The organism is Singulisphaera sp. GP187, from assembly GCF_900129635.1.
In the GTDB taxonomy this organism is placed as follows: Bacteria; Planctomycetota; Planctomycetia; order Isosphaerales; family Isosphaeraceae; genus Singulisphaera.
In genome coordinates this window covers 3,339,525-3,355,203 of sequence record NZ_FSRB01000001.1, presented here as the reverse complement: position 1 = coordinate 3,355,203, position 15,679 = coordinate 3,339,525, and the positions used below count along the sequence as shown (strand labels likewise).

General features: G+C 62.4%; 13 protein-coding genes. 8 read left to right on the top strand and 5 right to left on the bottom strand.

The window, feature by feature from the left end:
• Nucleotides 1-8: 8 nt before the first annotated feature.
• Complete coding sequence (locus tag BUS42_RS13125) at nucleotides 9-374, bottom strand: hypothetical protein (RefSeq protein ID WP_074307299.1); 366 nt, start codon at nucleotides 372-374, stop codon at nucleotides 9-11.
• A gap of 694 nt (nucleotides 375-1,068) precedes the next feature.
• Between BUS42_RS13125 and BUS42_RS13120 the strand changes: the two genes are divergently transcribed.
• On the top strand, nucleotides 1,069-2,109 hold the full coding sequence (locus BUS42_RS13120) for a sulfotransferase domain-containing protein (RefSeq protein ID WP_074311013.1): 1,041 nt from the start codon (nucleotides 1,069-1,071) through the stop codon (nucleotides 2,107-2,109).
• 95 nt (nucleotides 2,110-2,204) lie between these two features.
• Here the strand turns inward: BUS42_RS13120 and mutS are convergent, their stop codons facing one another.
• Together mutS and BUS42_RS13110 are read right to left on the bottom strand one after the other, a co-directional pair.
• Nucleotides 2,205-4,802, bottom strand: a complete 2,598-nt coding sequence (mutS, locus tag BUS42_RS13115; protein WP_074307298.1) for a DNA mismatch repair protein MutS — start codon at nucleotides 4,800-4,802, stop codon at nucleotides 2,205-2,207.
• Between the two features lie 218 nt (nucleotides 4,803-5,020).
• Nucleotides 5,021-5,380, bottom strand: a complete 360-nt coding sequence (locus tag BUS42_RS13110) for an STAS domain-containing protein (protein ID WP_074307297.1) — start codon at nucleotides 5,378-5,380, stop codon at nucleotides 5,021-5,023.
• Between the two features lie 427 nt (nucleotides 5,381-5,807).
• On the opposite strand from BUS42_RS13110, the gene queF reads away from it, so the two are divergent.
• From queF to BUS42_RS13085, 5 genes are read left to right on the top strand one after another with little or no spacing between them, the layout of a single operon-like run.
• On the top strand, nucleotides 5,808-6,164 hold the full coding sequence (gene queF / locus BUS42_RS13105) for a preQ(1) synthase (protein WP_074307296.1): 357 nt from the start codon (nucleotides 5,808-5,810) through the stop codon (nucleotides 6,162-6,164).
• Between the two features lie 54 nt (nucleotides 6,165-6,218).
• Nucleotides 6,219-7,061 (top strand): SAM hydrolase/SAM-dependent halogenase family protein, encoded by an 843-nt coding sequence (locus tag BUS42_RS13100; RefSeq protein ID WP_074307295.1) that lies wholly within the window; start codon nucleotides 6,219-6,221, stop codon nucleotides 7,059-7,061.
• Nucleotides 7,058-8,422, top strand: coding sequence for an adenosylmethionine--8-amino-7-oxononanoate transaminase (bioA, locus tag BUS42_RS13095; RefSeq protein ID WP_074307294.1), 1,365 nt, complete (start codon nucleotides 7,058-7,060; stop codon nucleotides 8,420-8,422). The genes BUS42_RS13100 and bioA overlap by 4 nt, the downstream gene beginning before the upstream one ends.
• Entirely contained in the window at nucleotides 8,419-9,180 is a 762-nt protein-coding gene (gene bioD / locus BUS42_RS13090) for a dethiobiotin synthase (protein WP_074307293.1), read from the top strand. The genes bioA and bioD overlap by 4 nt, the downstream gene beginning before the upstream one ends.
• A 22-nt stretch (nucleotides 9,181-9,202) precedes the next feature.
• Nucleotides 9,203-10,510, top strand: coding sequence for a hypothetical protein (locus BUS42_RS13085; RefSeq protein WP_074307292.1), 1,308 nt, complete (start codon nucleotides 9,203-9,205; stop codon nucleotides 10,508-10,510).
• A gap of 359 nt (nucleotides 10,511-10,869) precedes the next feature.
• Here the strand turns inward: BUS42_RS13085 and BUS42_RS13080 are convergent, their stop codons facing one another.
• Complete coding sequence (locus BUS42_RS13080; protein ID WP_074307291.1) at nucleotides 10,870-11,868, bottom strand: aldo/keto reductase; 999 nt, start codon at nucleotides 11,866-11,868, stop codon at nucleotides 10,870-10,872.
• 474 nt (nucleotides 11,869-12,342) lie between these two features.
• A complete protein-coding gene (locus BUS42_RS13075) occupies nucleotides 12,343-12,951 on the bottom strand; it encodes an NAD(P)-dependent oxidoreductase (RefSeq protein WP_216821032.1) in 609 nt (202 codons plus the stop codon).
• Between the two features lie 105 nt (nucleotides 12,952-13,056).
• Here BUS42_RS13075 and BUS42_RS13070 point away from each other — a divergent pair, with 105 nt between their 5' ends.
• Both BUS42_RS13070 and BUS42_RS42700 read left to right on the top strand, forming a co-directional pair.
• On the top strand, nucleotides 13,057-13,665 hold the full coding sequence (locus BUS42_RS13070) for a TetR/AcrR family transcriptional regulator (RefSeq protein ID WP_216821031.1): 609 nt from the start codon (nucleotides 13,057-13,059) through the stop codon (nucleotides 13,663-13,665).
• A 906-nt stretch (nucleotides 13,666-14,571) separates the two neighbouring features.
• Complete coding sequence (locus BUS42_RS42700) at nucleotides 14,572-15,633, top strand: hypothetical protein (RefSeq protein ID WP_143206317.1); 1,062 nt, start codon at nucleotides 14,572-14,574, stop codon at nucleotides 15,631-15,633.
• Nucleotides 15,634-15,679: the final 46 nt, after the last annotated feature.

The window sequence follows — 15,679 nt, the reverse complement described above, 5'->3', positions numbered from 1 at the left end:
GGCGAACATCAAGTTCGCCCCGAGGGGGTCGATCGCCGGTGATACGTCTCGAGCTCACGCGAGTATCGCGCCACCCGGAGCTTGAGGAGTCCGAAATCAAACCAGGCCAGGGTCACGACCGGCAGCAGCAACACTCCCGCCAAGACCACCCCGACGTCGGGGCGCCGGAAAGCCGTGAATAAGGCGATGAAGATGAGTGCCAATCCCGCCGGCACCGCGGTGAGCATCCAGGTGACGCGCCGGTACTTCGCCACCTGTTGCTCGATCGGCTCGACCCCCAGCCGAATTCTCCCGAGCTTGCGCCGCCAGTAACGCTCGCGTGCCTGCCACTCCGCCTCGGTGGTTGATCGATGTTCGGGGATATTCGCTTCCATCGCAAAATCTCTTTTGTGGATGGACAGGAGCCCACCATTGAAAATAAAAACAACAACACGAAACATGATCTCTTGAATGATGGTTTGTGGCCACCTTACCAAGAGAATTCGGATCCATTCTTTCCGTCTCGCGGGGGAGGCACGGCCCCCCTTGCTTTCTCCTGGCGGCAGAGCACAAGGGAGCGAGGCGCCCCCGGCAAGGGAGGGGGGACAAAGTTCGTGGGTAGGTTGCTCCCGACCCTTGCCTTTGAATTGTAAGCGAAGCCGCGCGATGTGCCTACGAACCCCTGTTTTTGTCGCCCGGGCGGGGGGGCCGAGAGATCCCAAGATGGCGATTGTTGGGAATCTTTGGTTGAGGGGGCTTGGGTGATTTGACGATAGAAAGTATAACCCTTAAGGTTCTAGGAGATTCGGTGAGCGGGCCCGGACATTCGTCTCTATCTCCCGAGACGAGTTTCGAGGTCGGTCTTTACCGGTTTCTCACCTCAATCTGCGCCGACCAAGATCGGGCTCCGGCTTCGGCCGTGAGACGCCGCCCCCGGTTTTGTTCACGCGATCCTGAGCGACGTTGCTGATCGGGACGAGCTTCCCGGGGTTCGGTTTGCGCGCCCCAACTCGGTCCGAGCAGAATGGCTCAGGAAGGGACTGGCTCGAGATCAGTCACGACCCCCTGGATCAACTCGGGAGAGGCGGCATGTCCGAGGACGATAAGACGTGTGAGCACGTCACCGATCCGGCTCAGCAGAGCGAAGGCACGGCGATGCTTCGTCTGGCCCTGGTGAGTACCCCCCGTTCGGGCAATACCTGGACCCGTGAGCTGCTGGGATCGCTCTACGAGCTCGAGCAGATCCCGGTTCATCATCCGGAAGAGATCGATTGGGAGAATCTTCCCAGGCGCTGTGTGATCCAGATCCACTGGTATCCGAAAGACGAGTTTCTCGACTCGCTCCAACGCTACGGAGTGCGGGTTGCGGTGCTGGCCCGGCATCCGCTCGACGTTTTGATGTCATGGTTGAACTATGTTTATTATGTTCACCAAGAGGGGTATTGCCCCGGTGGGGGAGAATGCCTCGACTGCGCGATCGTGGGGGTCCATCCCCGGAGCGCTGCGTTTTTGGAATGGACCCGATCCGAATACGCCCGCTGTTTCTTGTTCCATAGCCCGGCATGGTGGAATCGGCCGGATGTCCTGCGGATTCGCTACGAGGATCTCGTTGCCGACGCCCAGGGTGCTCTGGAGCGGCTCGTCCCTGAGATTGGCGACCCGCCGCGAAAATCGATCGCTGAGGTGGTCGACGCCAACGCGATCGGCCGCAAGAAGCCGGGGCAAGAGGTCTGGCACTTCCACTACTGGCAGGGTCAGCCCGGTCTCTGGCGGAGTCTGATCCCGGCGGCCGAAGCCCGCGCGATCGCGCAATCGATTCCCGAGCCGTTTGAGACGCTGGGCTATCCATGCGACCCGGACGAGCAGCTCGAACCGATTGCGGCCGATCGCAACTGGAACCGCCTCCAGCTTGACTCGACCCGCGAGCACCTGCGATTGGAGCGGTCGAAGCACCGCAAGACCATCAAGGACCTGCTGGAAGCGAGCCAGAACCTGGAGCGGATCCAGGTTGAGCTCGAGGCGAAGAGCCAAGAGGTCGTCCCGGTCGAGACGGTCCCGCTCGTGCTCGCCCGACGCTTGAAACGGGTGGCCCAGCGCGTCTGTGGGATCAGCTCGGAGAGCGGGGCCTGAGACGAGGCATCCGCCCAGGGGCCATCGCTGCTGGATATGCTTTTGCGAGCGTCTCGACCAGTGCATGAAACGCCCTGGTCGAGACGAGATTACGCTCAGGCCAGTTCGCGGAGTCGTTTGACGAACTCCACGGCCGCTTCCGGCGACAGGCTGGCCGGGTCGACTTTGCGAAGCTCTTCGAGCAACGGGTCGGGCAGGGCGGCGAAGAGGCTGCCGGTCAGGGCTCGGCCTGACTTCACCTTGCGGATCGGGCCGGCCGGCGGGCCGGGGTCGGGGCCGTGCTGCTTCTCGAGGAAAGCGAGGATCTCGCGGGAACGCTCGAGCACCGGGGTGGGCACGCCGGCCAGGCGGGCGACGTGGATTCCGTAGCTCTGGTCGGCGCCTCCGGGGACGATCCGGTGGAGGAAGACGATCTCCCCTTCGCTCTCGCGGACCGCGACGTTCGCGTTGCGGAGCCTTGGTTTGGTCTTTTCAAGCTCGACGAGCTCGTGATAGTGGGTGGCGAACAGGGTGCGGCATCCCACCACGTCGTGCAGGTGCTCGGTGATCGCCCAGGCCAGGGAGATGCCGTCGAAGGTGCTGGTGCCGCGGCCGATCTCGTCGAGGATCACCAGGCTGTTTGCCGTGGCATTGTTGAGGATGTTGGCGGTCTCGGTCATCTCGACCATGAACGTGCTCTGCCCCCGGCTGAGCTCGTCTGTGGCGCCGACGCGGGCGAAGAGGCGGTCGACGACCCCGATCCGGGCGCGTCGGGCCGGGACGAAACTGCCGATCTGCGCCAGGATCGTGAGCAGGGCCACCTGGCGGATGAAGGTGCTCTTACCCGCCATGTTCGGCCCGGTGATCAAGACGATCGTGCCGTCTTTGGGGCTGAGCCGGGTGTCGTTCGGGACGAAGTCGCCCGGCGGCATTAGAACGTCGAGCACCGGGTGGCGACCCACCTCGATTTCGAGGGCCGGCTCGGCCACCATTTCGGGGCGACAGTAACCGTGCCGCGCGGCCAGCTCGGCGAGTGCGGAGAGCACGTCGACCTGGGCCAGGACGGCCCCCGCCTGGATTAGCCTGGGCGCCTCGGCCGCAACCCGGTCACGAAGGGTCGTAAAGAGTTCATATTCGAGTTCGTTTGCCCGATCCTCGGCGCGGAGGACCTTGTCTTCGTACTCCTTGAGCTCGGGAGTGATGTAGCGCTCGGCGTTCTTGACCGTCTGCTTGCGGATGAAGTCGGGGGGGACCTTCGAACCTTGCGCGTGGCTAATCTCGATATAATAGCCAAAGACTTTGTTGAACCCAACCTTGAGGTTCGCGATCCCGGTCCGGCGGACCTGCTCGGACTGGAACCGGGCGATCCATGACTTCCCGCCCCGGGCGATCTCGCGGAGTTCGTCGAGGTCGGGGTGGTAGCCCTCGCGGATCAGGCCCCCTTCCTTGATCGTGAGCGGTGGGTCGTCGACCAGGGCGGCCTCGATCGCGGCCCGGACTTCCGGGCAGAGCTCGAGCGCGGCCTCGAGCTGGTTGAGCCGCTTCGAGATGCGGGCGGTCAGCCGCGCCCGGATCTTGGGGAGGAGGGCGAGGGTCCGGGCCAGGGCGCCCAGGTCGCGTGGGGTGGCGCGGCCGGTTCCGACCCGCGCTGAGAGTCGCTCGAGGTCGTAGGCCTGGCCGAGGGAGGCGCGCAGGTCGCTCCGCAGCAGCGAGTCGCCGAGCAGTTCGCCGACCGCCTCGTGACGCTCGGCGATCGGTTCGAGGTGGGTCAAGGGGGAGGTGAGCCAGTCGGCCAGCAGCCGGGCCCCCATGGGCGTGCTGCTCCGGTCGATGACCTGGAGGAGCGAGCCGTCGCGCTTGCCGTCCCGCAAGGTCCGGGTTAGCTCGAGGCTCCGGCGGGTCATTTCGTCGAGTGCCAGGACATCGGCCCGGCGATAGGGCGTCAACCGCGTCAGGTGTCCGAGCGAAGACTTCTGGGTATCGCGGAGATAGGCGACCAAGGCTCCGGCGGCGGCGGCCTCGGGGGCCTGGTCGTCGATGCCGAACCCGGCCAGGGTCGTGATGCCGAAGTGCTCGTTGAGGGTGTTCCGCGCTTGCTCCAGCACGAAATCCCACGAGGGCCGCGCGGTGATCGTCGGTCCCAGGTGGGTTCGCAAGGTGCGGACCCAAGGCGCGTCGAGGCTGGTCTCCGAGATCAAGGTCTCGGCCGGGTTGAGCCGGGCCATCTCGTCGGTCAGTTCGGTCCGCGAGACGCCGGTGAGCGAGAACCGGCCGGTCGAGAGCTCCACCCAGGCCAGGCCGAGCTTGCCCGCGGACTCGACGACGGCCGCCAGGTAGTTGGCGCTCTTCGGATCAAGTAACGCCTCGTCGGTCAGGGTGCCCGGTGTTACCACCCGGACCACCTCGCGCTTGACGAGGCCCTTGGCCTGTTTCGGGTCTTCAACCTGCTCGCAAACCGCCGCGCGCTGACCGGCCTGGACGAGCTTGGCCAGGTACGACTCCAGGGCGGGGTGAGGGAAGCCCGCCATCGGGACGGCGTTCGGCCCCTTGTCGCGTGCGGTCAGGGCGAGGCCGAGCAGGGGGGCGGCCCGCTCGGCATCCTCACCGAACATCTCGTAGAAGTCGCCCATGCGGAACAGCAAGATTGCATCGGGATCGCGAGCCTTGAGCTCGCGATACTGCTGCATCATCGGCGTGAGAGTCGGATCACTCATGACGTGAGGCTGTCGACACCAGTGAGGAGGGAAGGAGTACGGGTTGGCTCTTTTTTTTTCGATCCCGCACGCGAGGAACACGAACGGCCGGGTCGGCCGCCGTTTGGCCAACGGGCCCACGACGGCGGCCGACCCGGCCGCTCATTCATTTTTTTGGTTCAGTCACGCGACGACGCGACGAATCCAGAAAGGGTCTGGCCGGCCGCGTCGTCGAGATTTTAATATTTGTCGAGTGCCGACTGTTCTTCGGGGTAAATCTCAAAAACCTGGTCGAGACGGGTGATTCGGAAGACCTCGAGAAGGTCGGGGTGGATGCAGCAGAGCTTGAGCTTGCCCTTGACCGCGCCCACCTTCTTCTTGAGATTGATCAGCTTGCCCAGCGCGGCGCTCGAGAGATACTGAACGTTGCCGAAGTTGAGCAAGAGCTGCTTGTGTCCCTCGTCTTCGACCAAGCTGTAGAGCTGGTCACCCACTTCCTGAATGTTCTCTTCGGTGACGATCTTGGTGTCGACGAAACTGACCACCGTGACCCCGTCGATGTTTTCCAGGCGAAGGTGACGACGAGAGGCTTGCGACATCGGGCAGACTCCTGATCCAGGATCGGAACCGCACTCCACCAGGCCGAGGTGGGTCTACTCTTCAAAAGGCCGGTCCCGCAGGCGGGCCGCTCGGGGGTAAGACCGGATCACAACCGGCCGGACGACCGAGGCAGGATCCGAGGCATCTCATAACACTTACCACAATATGGCGCGGAATCAAGAGAGCACCTATTCGGGACGCCCCCCGTTCTGTCGCTTTTTTCCCACCATCCCCGATTGTTGGCGCCATTGGACGTCGCAACGCTACGGTCCGCACGGGGGGGACGCCGACCTCTTTTTGGAAATGATCCTCGCTCCAACCCGCGCCGGCTTGCACGGTTTCCGTTACAATCGTGGCTGGCGAGCCGGGAAGTCGCGGGGTTCTGTTTCTCCGCCGACTTTGACCGGCTCAGCGAGGAGTCGACTGATGGCGACCTTGGAGTCGTTCCCGAATCAATTTCCCGATCGCGAATACGAGATCGAGATCACTTGCCCCGAGTTCACGGCGGTCTGCCCGATTACGGGCCAACCCGACTTTGGCACGATCATTGTTACCTATGTCCCCGCCGCGACGTGCATTGAACTCAAAAGCTTGAAACTGTACCTTTTCAGCTTCCGCAACCGGGGAATCTTCTACGAGCATTCCATCAACACGATGCTCGATGACCTGGTCGCTGCGTGTCAACCGCGCCGGATGCGCGTGGTCGGCAACTTCACGCCCCGTGGGGGGATCTCGTCGCGGATCACCGCCCAATACGAGGCACAATCGCCCTCCAAGGCGTAGTGTCTTTTGCGGAGCGAAGGCGAGGGTGGGTGAACCCGGAGAGGCAACCTTGCGATGCAACCAGCAATCCTGACGCTGACGACCGATTTCGGAAGCGAGGGAGTGTACGTGGCGGCGGTCAAGGGAGTGATCCTGGGATTGGCCTACCACACGCAATTCGTCGACGTGACCCACACCATCTCGCCGCAGAACATCCTTGAGGGGGCGTTCGTCCTCTCGGGGCTGATCGACGTCTTTCCGAAGGGGACGGTGCATCTGGCCGTGGTCGACCCCGGGGTCGGAACCGACCGCCGCCTGATCGTTGCCTTGGTGGCCGACCACTGGTTCGTGCTTCCCGACAACGGCCTGCTGAGCGCGGTGACGCGCGATCGTCAGCCGAGCGGGGTCTGGGAAATCGCCAACCCGGCGTTTCGCCGGGTCCCCGTCTCGTCGACCTTTCACGGGCGCGACATCCTGGCGCCGGCCGCCGCGCACCTCCTGGTCGGTGGCGACCCCGCCGAGCTCGGCCCCGTGCGCACGAAATTCATCACGCTCCGCAACTTCGAGGCGGTCGAGCACGAGACCGGTTTCGTCGGTGAAGTGATCCTCCGCGATTCGTTCGGCAACCTGATCACGAACATCGAGGCGAAGCGGCTCGGCGACTTGTCCCGGAAGGACTGGACGATCGAAGTGGCCGGAGCCCGGATCGAAGGACTGGGGCGCACCTATGCCGACGAGAGCCCCGGCACTCTGGTGGCCCTCCCCGGGAGTTCGGGCTGGATCGAGATCTCGATTGTCAATGGCGACGCCGGACGGCATCTGACGGCGGGGCCTGGCACCACCGTCTGGATGAAGCATCAATCCAAAGTTACCACGCCCGGCGAGGCGCTCCGCCGCGGCCAACCAATCAGCGAATGATGACCCCTGAAACACTCCGACATTGGGATCGTGACCACCTCTGGCATCCGTTCACCGCGCTGACCGATTGGGAGGCGGCGGAACCGCTGGTCATCGACCGCGCCGAAGGGGTCTACCTGTTCGACGTCCAGGGCCGGCGCTATCTCGACGGCGTCAGCTCGCTCTGGTGCAACGTCCACGGGCACCGCCACCCGACCCTCGACGCCGCGCTTCGCGACCAGATCGACAAGGTCGCCCATACGACGCTCCTGGGTCTCAGCCACCCCACGGCCATCGAGCTGGCGCGTCGGCTGGCCGAGATTACGCCCGAGGGCCTGACCCGGGTCTTCTTCTCCGACGACGGCGCGACGGCCGTGGAAGTCGCCCTCAAGATGGCGTTCCAATACTGGCGCCAAAAGCCCGAGCCCGAGCCGAAGCGAACGCGATTCGTGGCGCTTGGCGGCGCTTACCACGGGGACACGCTCGGCGACGTGAGCGTGGGCGGGGTCGATCGGTTCCACGCGATGTTCGGCCCCTTGCTCTTCCCCAGCCTGCGGGTCCCCAGTCCGCATTGCTATCGCTGCCCGCTCGAACTGCAACAACCGAGCTGCGCACTCGCCTGCCTGAACGCGGTCGACCGGGTTCTGGCCGAGCATCCCGGCGAGGTCGCCGCGATCGTGGTCGAGCCGCTGGTGCAGGGCGCCGCGGGGATGATCGTCCACCCCGACGGATACTTGCGCGGACTCCGAGAACTGAGCCGGGCCCATGGCACGCTCCTGATCGCCGACGAAGTGGCGGTCGGCTTCGGCCGGACCGGAACCCTCTTCGCCTGCGAGCAGGAGCAGGTCAGCCCCGACATCCTCTGTCTGGCGAAGGGGTTGACCGGTGGTTACCTCCCGCTGGCGGCGACGCTCACGACCGAGGCGATCTACTCGGCCTTCCGGGGGACCTACGCCGAGGGGAAGACGTTCTACCACGGTCATACCTACGGCGGGAATCCGCTCGGGGCGGCCGTGGCCCTGGCCTGCCTGCGTGTCTTTGAAGAGGAACAGACTCTCGTCAACCTGGTGCCCAAGGTCGACCGGCTGGCGGACCGGCTGGCGGCGTTCCGCGAACTTCCCCACGTGGGCGATGCCCGCCAGCGTGGTTTGATCGCGGGCATTGAGCTGGTCGCCGACAAACCGTCGAAGACCGCTTATCCGTGGACCGAGCAGGTCGGCACTCGCGTCTGCATGAGAGCACGCGACTTCGGTCTGCTCGTTCGTCCACTGGGGGATGTTCTCGTCATCATGCCTCCCCTGACGATTAGCCTGGAGCAAATCGACGAGATGCTCGACATTCTGATCCAGTGCGTGACCGAGATTACGGAGGGTTTGGCGTGAGGGTGCTTCCCGGACTCTTCGTCGTCGGCACCGACACCGGCGTGGGCAAGACGCGGGTGGCCGCCGCGATTGCACGGATCCTGACCGGGCAAGGCCGTCGCGTCGGGGTTCTCAAGCCCGTGGCGACGGGCGCCGTGCGGCGGGGCGATGGCTGGGAGTGCGAGGACGGCGACGCCTTGATCCGCGCGGTCGGCGGCGCGATCCCGCTCGAACGCGTGGTGCCGCTCGTGTTCGAGGAACCGTTGGCCCCGTCCGTGGCGGCCCGGCGCCTGGGAACTCCCCTTGCGTCTGACACGGTGGTTCAAACGGTGCGTGAAGCCCTCGATTGGTGGTCCGAGCGAGCCGACGTCATGGTGGTCGAGGGGGTGGGTGGGTTGCTCGCCCCGTTGGCGGAGCGGATGACCGTGGTCGACCTGGCCGAAGCGCTCGACTATCCGCTCCTGATCGTGGCTCGGAGGGGGCTGGGGACCTTGAACCACACGCTGATGACGGTCGAGTGTGCGCAACGCCGCGGCCTTCGCGTGGCCGGGATCGTGCTCAACCGCGCTGAACCGGGGGGTGCGGTCGACGACCTCGCGGAAGCGACCAATGCCGAGGAACTCGCGCGATACGTCGGCGCGATCGGCATCCTCGGCGAGCTCGCCTTCGAACCTGACGAGGAATCATTTGCAATCGCCCTCGCAAGCATGGAGTGGTATGATCGATTCGAAAGGCCAAGACATCGGGCTCTGATCGCTGAGGGGGCGACTCCCCGTTGAGGCGTTTTGAGGAGAGCGAGCGATGAGCAGTGAGACCCATGATCCCGCGCTCGGCGCGCCCCGGTCTGACGCCTCCCCCCCCGGGCCGCTCGGCTCGGGAGATTCGCTGGCGATCGAGCGAGGGAATGACCCCGCGATCGCGCTACCTCCCTACTCGAGCAGCAGTGGCGATGAGCTCAACGCGCTGCTGGCCGAATCGATCACCCAGCCCGCGCCCGACCCCTTCCTCGGAGCCTTCACGACGGAGCCGGAGAAGCGTCCCGCCGCTGAGGCGGAGTCGCCCGCTGATCCTGCCGCGCCAAGCGCTCCCACCCCCTCCTCGTCCTCGACGCCATCCGAAGCGTCGTTGGCCGTGGAATCGGAGTCCCCCCGCCTCGATCCCGAGCTTCTCGAGTTCCCTCCGGACCTCGATGCGCCGAAGGACGAGGAGACCTCGACGGAACCCGACCCTGCCGGATCGTTCGATGCGCTCTCGGCGCTCGCGTCCCTCACCGATCCGACTCCGGCCGAGCCCGCACTGGAGTTCCCGGCCCCACTGACGACCGAGGCCGTCGAGCCATTCCTCGCGAAGGCGAAGGTCGGCGATTCCGAACCGGACGATGAAGAGGAAGAGGAAGAAGACGGCGAGCTTCCCCACCGTGGGAGGTCGTGGCCGACCCTCTTGCTGTTCAGTTATGCCAGCGCGGTGACGCTCGGCCTGCTCTGGGTCCTCTTTAGCGGCCGCAAGCTGCGCGAAGGGGAGGAGCCGGACCTCTTCCCGGCAAGCGAGAACCGGCTTGATCCCGGCCGACGTGCCGACCAGTCGCGCAAGTGGGTCCCGCCGCAGCCCATCGCCGCGGACCACCTGGCCACGTTGGGCCAACTGATCCGAATCGGGTCACTGGAGGTCACACCCCTGGAGATTGCGTCGGGATCGGTCGAACTGGAACAGGCTTTCAACGAGCGCGCACACCGCCGTGGTGGATCCGGGGTCCTCAAACTCAAGCTCAAACTCAAGAACATCTCCACGGATGCGATCTTTGTACCGCTTGACGAAGCGTTCATCCGCGACCGCGACCGCGGAGGGCCGGATAGTTTCATCGAAACGGCCAAGGGCGGACCGATCGCGATGTATCCTCTGGCGGTCGAGAGCGAGTGGTCGATTCGCGGTCAATCGTTCAAAGAGCTCCAACCTGGCGAGGCCGTCGAAGCCCTGCTCGTCAGTGCGCCGGAAGCCTCCGACCACCTGTCCCCTCCGATGACCTGGCGCGTCCGGCTCCGGACCGGGATCGACCGGACCGATACGCTCGGTGTTCGTTTCCGTCCGGAAGAGATTCGCCCAGGCTCGTGAGTGAAGTCAGTTCACTTCGCCTAAACCGATCGTGCGAACATTTGAATGTTCCCACAGTCGAGACAACGTCGTGCGCGGAGACTGCTGCCAAACCGAAAAGCTTTTTGCAAAAGAGAAGCCTCGTCGGGAATAAAGTTGATCCCCTGGGCGCGGAGAATGCCCCAGGAGTAGGAACGGCCGCCGCAGGTCGGACAAGGGAGTTCGTTTCTCTTTCTCGTCTCTTCTGAGATCATTGATTTGCCTCTGAAGCGGTTCGTTTCCGAATGGCGTACGGCCCATTAGGATCGAGCCAACCGCTCTGAACGGGCCTGGAAGTCGCTCGCATCGAGCCCAGGCCTATGGCGTTCCAGGGACCGACCTTACCGTCCGGCCCAGCGGGCGACCTCCGGTGTATACCGATCACCCGCCGCCGTACCAGGCGCGAACGCGGTGTTCAGTCGGGCCAATTCCTCGGGGCTCAGGTCCAGCTCCACGGCGATGCGATTCTCATTGAGGTGGGTCCGCCGCTTCATGCCCGGAATGGGGATGACGCGCTCGCCTCGGGAAAGGACCCAGGCGAGGGCGACCTGAGCGGTGGTCTTGCCATGGCCTCTGGCGATCTCCTCCAGAGGCTGGAGGAGGGCGACGTTGCGGGCCAGGTTTTCCGCGGTGAACCGAGGGTTGTTCGCCCGCCAGTCGTCGGCTGCGATCCGTTCTCGGCCCGTTACCGCCCCGGTCAAGAAGCCGCGTCCGAGGGGGCTGAAGGGCACGAAGGCGATGCCCAACTGTTCGCAGGCCGGCATCACTGTCGTTTCCGGCTCACGGGTCCAGAGGGAATACTCCGACTGGAGGGCGGTGATCGGGTGGACGGCGTGGGCGCGGCGCAGCGTGGCCTCGGAGACCTCCGAGAGGCCGAGGAACCGAACCTTACCGGCGGCGACCAGTTCGGCCATGCCACCGATCGACTCCTCGACTGGGACGTCGGGGTCAACCCGATGGAGGTAGTAGAGGTCGATGACGTCGATTTGCAGTCGTGCCAGGCTCGCCTCACAGGCCGAGCGGATGCGGTCGGGACGTCCATCGACACCGACGGCTGTCTTACCGTCCGGACCCACTCGCTTGACCCACCCCGTCTTGGTTGCCAGGATGTAATCGTTGCGGCGGCCCGCCAGGGCCCGTCCAACCAGCAATTCATTGTGGCCATCGTCGCCGTAGGAGTCGGCGGTATCGATGAGGTTCACGCCGGTGTCGAGAGCGTGACGCAAGGTCGCCGCGGCCTCGCCTTCGTCCGCCGGGCCGTAAGAGCCGGACATCCCCCAGCAGCCGAGACCGATCGCCGAGACTTCTACGCCGCGCACGCCCAGTTCTCTTCGTTTCATGGCGAGCTCCGATCGTGAACGGTTATCGTTAGACTGAGGTCCGCGTTCCAGGCCCATCGCAATCCCGAGCCGGGAATCCGCTTGAACCCTCGAAGCCGAAGTCCACCGCCCTTGGCGACTCAATGACGGGCCTCAAACAAGTTCGGCCTGCCTGATTATCCGAGCCTCGGTCGTAAATGCAATCAAGAGCTCGAACTCGACGCGAGCATGTTTCCGAACACTTCAGTCACTTCGGAAACGACCCCCCAGGTGCTCCCAGCCCCTCCGCTCCGGCCGGTCAACTCGACTTGAAACGTAAAGCTTTGCCGAACTCATCATGCTGAGAGCTGACGAAGTCGAGCGTGGCCGAGAACGCGTTGGCGCCGGCGGTCACGAGTGTGATAAGGAGACAAGCGGTGGACATCGGACCCTCGAACCGTCGCTCCGTTGCATGGATTGGTAATGTCGAGGGTTGGCTTGGTGACGCAGGTCAAATTAATCCGCAACTCCGACGATCTGGTGAAGATGCGCGGGGGTCTCCGCCTCCTGGATCATGAAATCCGCCACGTCTGCGCGCGAGATCACGTGACCGGGCAGTTCGCCGTCGGCAATTCGGTAGCCGCGAGTGAGCGCGCCATTGGTCAGACGTGGCGGCCGTACGATCGTCCAGGCCAACTCATCTTTCATGATTTCCCGCTCCATGGCCGCCATGTCCGGCGCCATGAACCGGAACAGGGTGGGTTTGAGGAGTGCTCCCAGGATCCCAATCTTTCGAAAGAGAAAGGCCGCCGAGACAATTTGGACGCGCCGGACTCCGCACTCCTCCATGGCCGAGGCCAAGGTGCGGCCGAAGTCGCGACGCAGCGTGGTGGTTCGGATCGTCGTGGGTCCAAACGCAGAGAGCACGGCATCATGTTCGGCCAGGGATCGAGCCATGGCGCCGACGTTGAACAAATCGCCACGCACCAAGTTGAGTTGCTTGTGCGGCGCGATCTTGTGAGGCGACCGGACGTACGCGGTCAACTCGTGACCACGCTCGAGGCCGATCCGCACCAGATGCTGGCCGATTCCACCCGTGGCACCGATAATGAACAGACGCATCATTCTCCCCCGGTTAAACTCGTGATTCACCCGGTTGTTACGCCATCCTGCGGCAATCCCTGGAATCGATACGCTACGGTATCGTAGCTGTCGAAAGTGGTCAGGTCAATGACAAAGAACGAACCCAGTGAAGCGATGGCGGACGATGGGGACAGTCGGGTCCAGCGGTCGAGGAAGACCGTGTTGGCCGCGACCCTTCAATTGCTGGCCGAGGCAGGGTTCAGCGGTGTGAGTGTTGATGAAGTCTCCAGGCGTTCGGGGGTTGCCAAGACGACCATCTATCGGCATTGGCCTTCGCGCGCGGCGTTGCTGCTCGAGGCCTGCTCGAATTTGGGGGCCAAGTCGCAGGTCCCCGACACCGGAACTTTGAAGGGGGACCTGACGGCCGTGGTCACGCAGTTCGCGGGCCGGTTGCGCTCGGACCGCTGGGCGACCATCCTGCCCTCCGTGATTGACGCCGCGGAGCGAGATCCCGAATTGGCGGAGGTCCACACCCGCCTCCATGCCGGCTTCATGGCGCCCTTATACACCATCATCGCGCGTGCCCAGGAGCGAGGCGAGTTGTCAGGCGACTGCGATCCCTCCACACTGGTCGCATCGGTCGTGGGACCGCTCTACTATCGACGCTGGTTCGACCGCCAGCCATTGGACGAGACATTCGTGAAAAGCATTGTCGACAATGTCCTCGACCGACCCACTCGACCAGGTCAAAGCTGAGGTGTTCGAAATCTGGTGGGTGTAACTACCCACTCCGGCGCTCTGGCTATCGCCGAAAATGATTAATCAGCAGTAGTTAGGGATTTTCATGATGGCGGATGGGGCTCGAAATCGCCCTCACGACGCGGTATATTTACGATTGTTAATCATGTCCAAGTGTGTGCCACATCGAAGCGAGTTTGCATCCATGTTCGCTCGCGTCGCCACTGCTGTCAAGCGTTCGCCATTGCCCGCCCCCGAACAGCGAGGGATCGAGGTCAGGACGAAGGCCGGGACAGACCGTCATCGAGGGGGCAGGGGAGTGCGGTCCGTCCTGGAATGGCCTTTATGTTCGGTTGCGACTTTTGTACCATCCGGCGCATCCAGCTCAGCCATTGCGATCCCTATGGATTGGAGAGGTCCGTTGTGAGAACGCTGGACGCCGAGTCTATGGGATTCCAGACGACGAGCCGGTCGCTCTCTCGTCGCTCCCTGGTGGGAGCATCGGCCAACTTTCTACCCCCGCATCGAGCAGTCACGAGCCTCAGCCTTCTCCGCTTTGGTTGCTCGCCGCGACGGGTACCAATCGAAAAAGATTCGGCCCTAGCGGCTTAGCGAGAAGTCGTTTAATTAGCTTGGGCCAGTACGGATCTCGGAATGAGGACCCTGGTCTCTTGACTCCGGGGAGCTTATCTTGAACAGTCATCAATACGATGAATTTCTGGAACGTTATGTTGGCAAATTTCTTGATTCTACACATGATGTCTTGCTTGTGAGAAGGGCGATACATTGTAAATCTCAGGCTTAGTTCATTTAGCGAACGCCGGATGAGCAACAAGTCGTTCAAGATTAATCGTCCGTCCAACAGTATACGGAACTCCAAGCACAATCGCCTTTTATTTAACCGGATCCAAGGTGTTTGCTTATATGCGCTCTCATGAAATTCTGATGCCTTTCGTCGGTTTCGTTGTCGTGCTGTCCGGGGTGATCCAACCCGGTACAGCTTTCGCGGATGACGATCTTAAGTCACAGTTGATAGATGTCTTAACTTCACAATGGTCGTCACGAGAACCAGTTGAATTTACCGAGATCGACGTCATAAAAAGTGAGGCTAGTGGGGTTACAACTGGTTCCGTAACATGCGAATTTCAGATCGCGTTTGACCTCAAAGGCCGGTTTAGCTTTAAATCTTTTAGTGATTTTGGGACTCAAAAACATCAAATGGATTTACACCTTGTCGAAGACGGCAGATATCAATACAAAATCGATTATTTTAAATATGATCAAAAATCGATACTTGTCAACTCTGTTCGTTTCCGCAAACAAGCCAGTACCGTTAATCACTACGACGCCAACAATATGACCGCCTTGCTATGGCTCCTGATTCCCGGAGGGCGGCCACCTTATCTCCATGTCATTGAGTCAACATCGATTCGGCGTGAGGCTGGCCCGGATTATCCTCAACCGCTCGTGGTTGTAGAATCATCGCATCGGGGCGGCCCTATCGAAATCTATCTGGATCCTGGATTGCGTTATGCGATTCGCAAGGTGAAAACAAAAAACGGCGCGTTTTTGTGGGAAGTCTCGGACTTTAAACAGCTCGATGGCTACTGGTTCCCATTCCACGGCAAGTCCGAGGTACGATTAAAGAGTGGTCCTACAGAAACGCTGTCACAAACACACTTCACGGTGACCGACGCCGCAATTAACAAGCCCCTACGGTATTCGTCGTTCTCTCCCCCAGAGCTTACAGAAGGAGCCGTGAGGGTAGATGGAACAAGTGGACAGACTCGACTTCAGGGTGACATTGCGTATCGTAGGTTACTCCAAAAAGAATTCGAGGCAAGACGCTTAAGTCAAGCGAATAGTAAGACATCGACAAAACCAAGAGTTCAAAGCAGCCGACCTCTTGTTAGGATGCAAGGGATATTGGCTATTTTGTCCTGCTCTATTATTGTCATCGCCGTTCGGCTCCGTAAGAGAGCATAGAAGATGCCATGCCTTTTGCATATCCAAACCAACCGGTGATCATCTC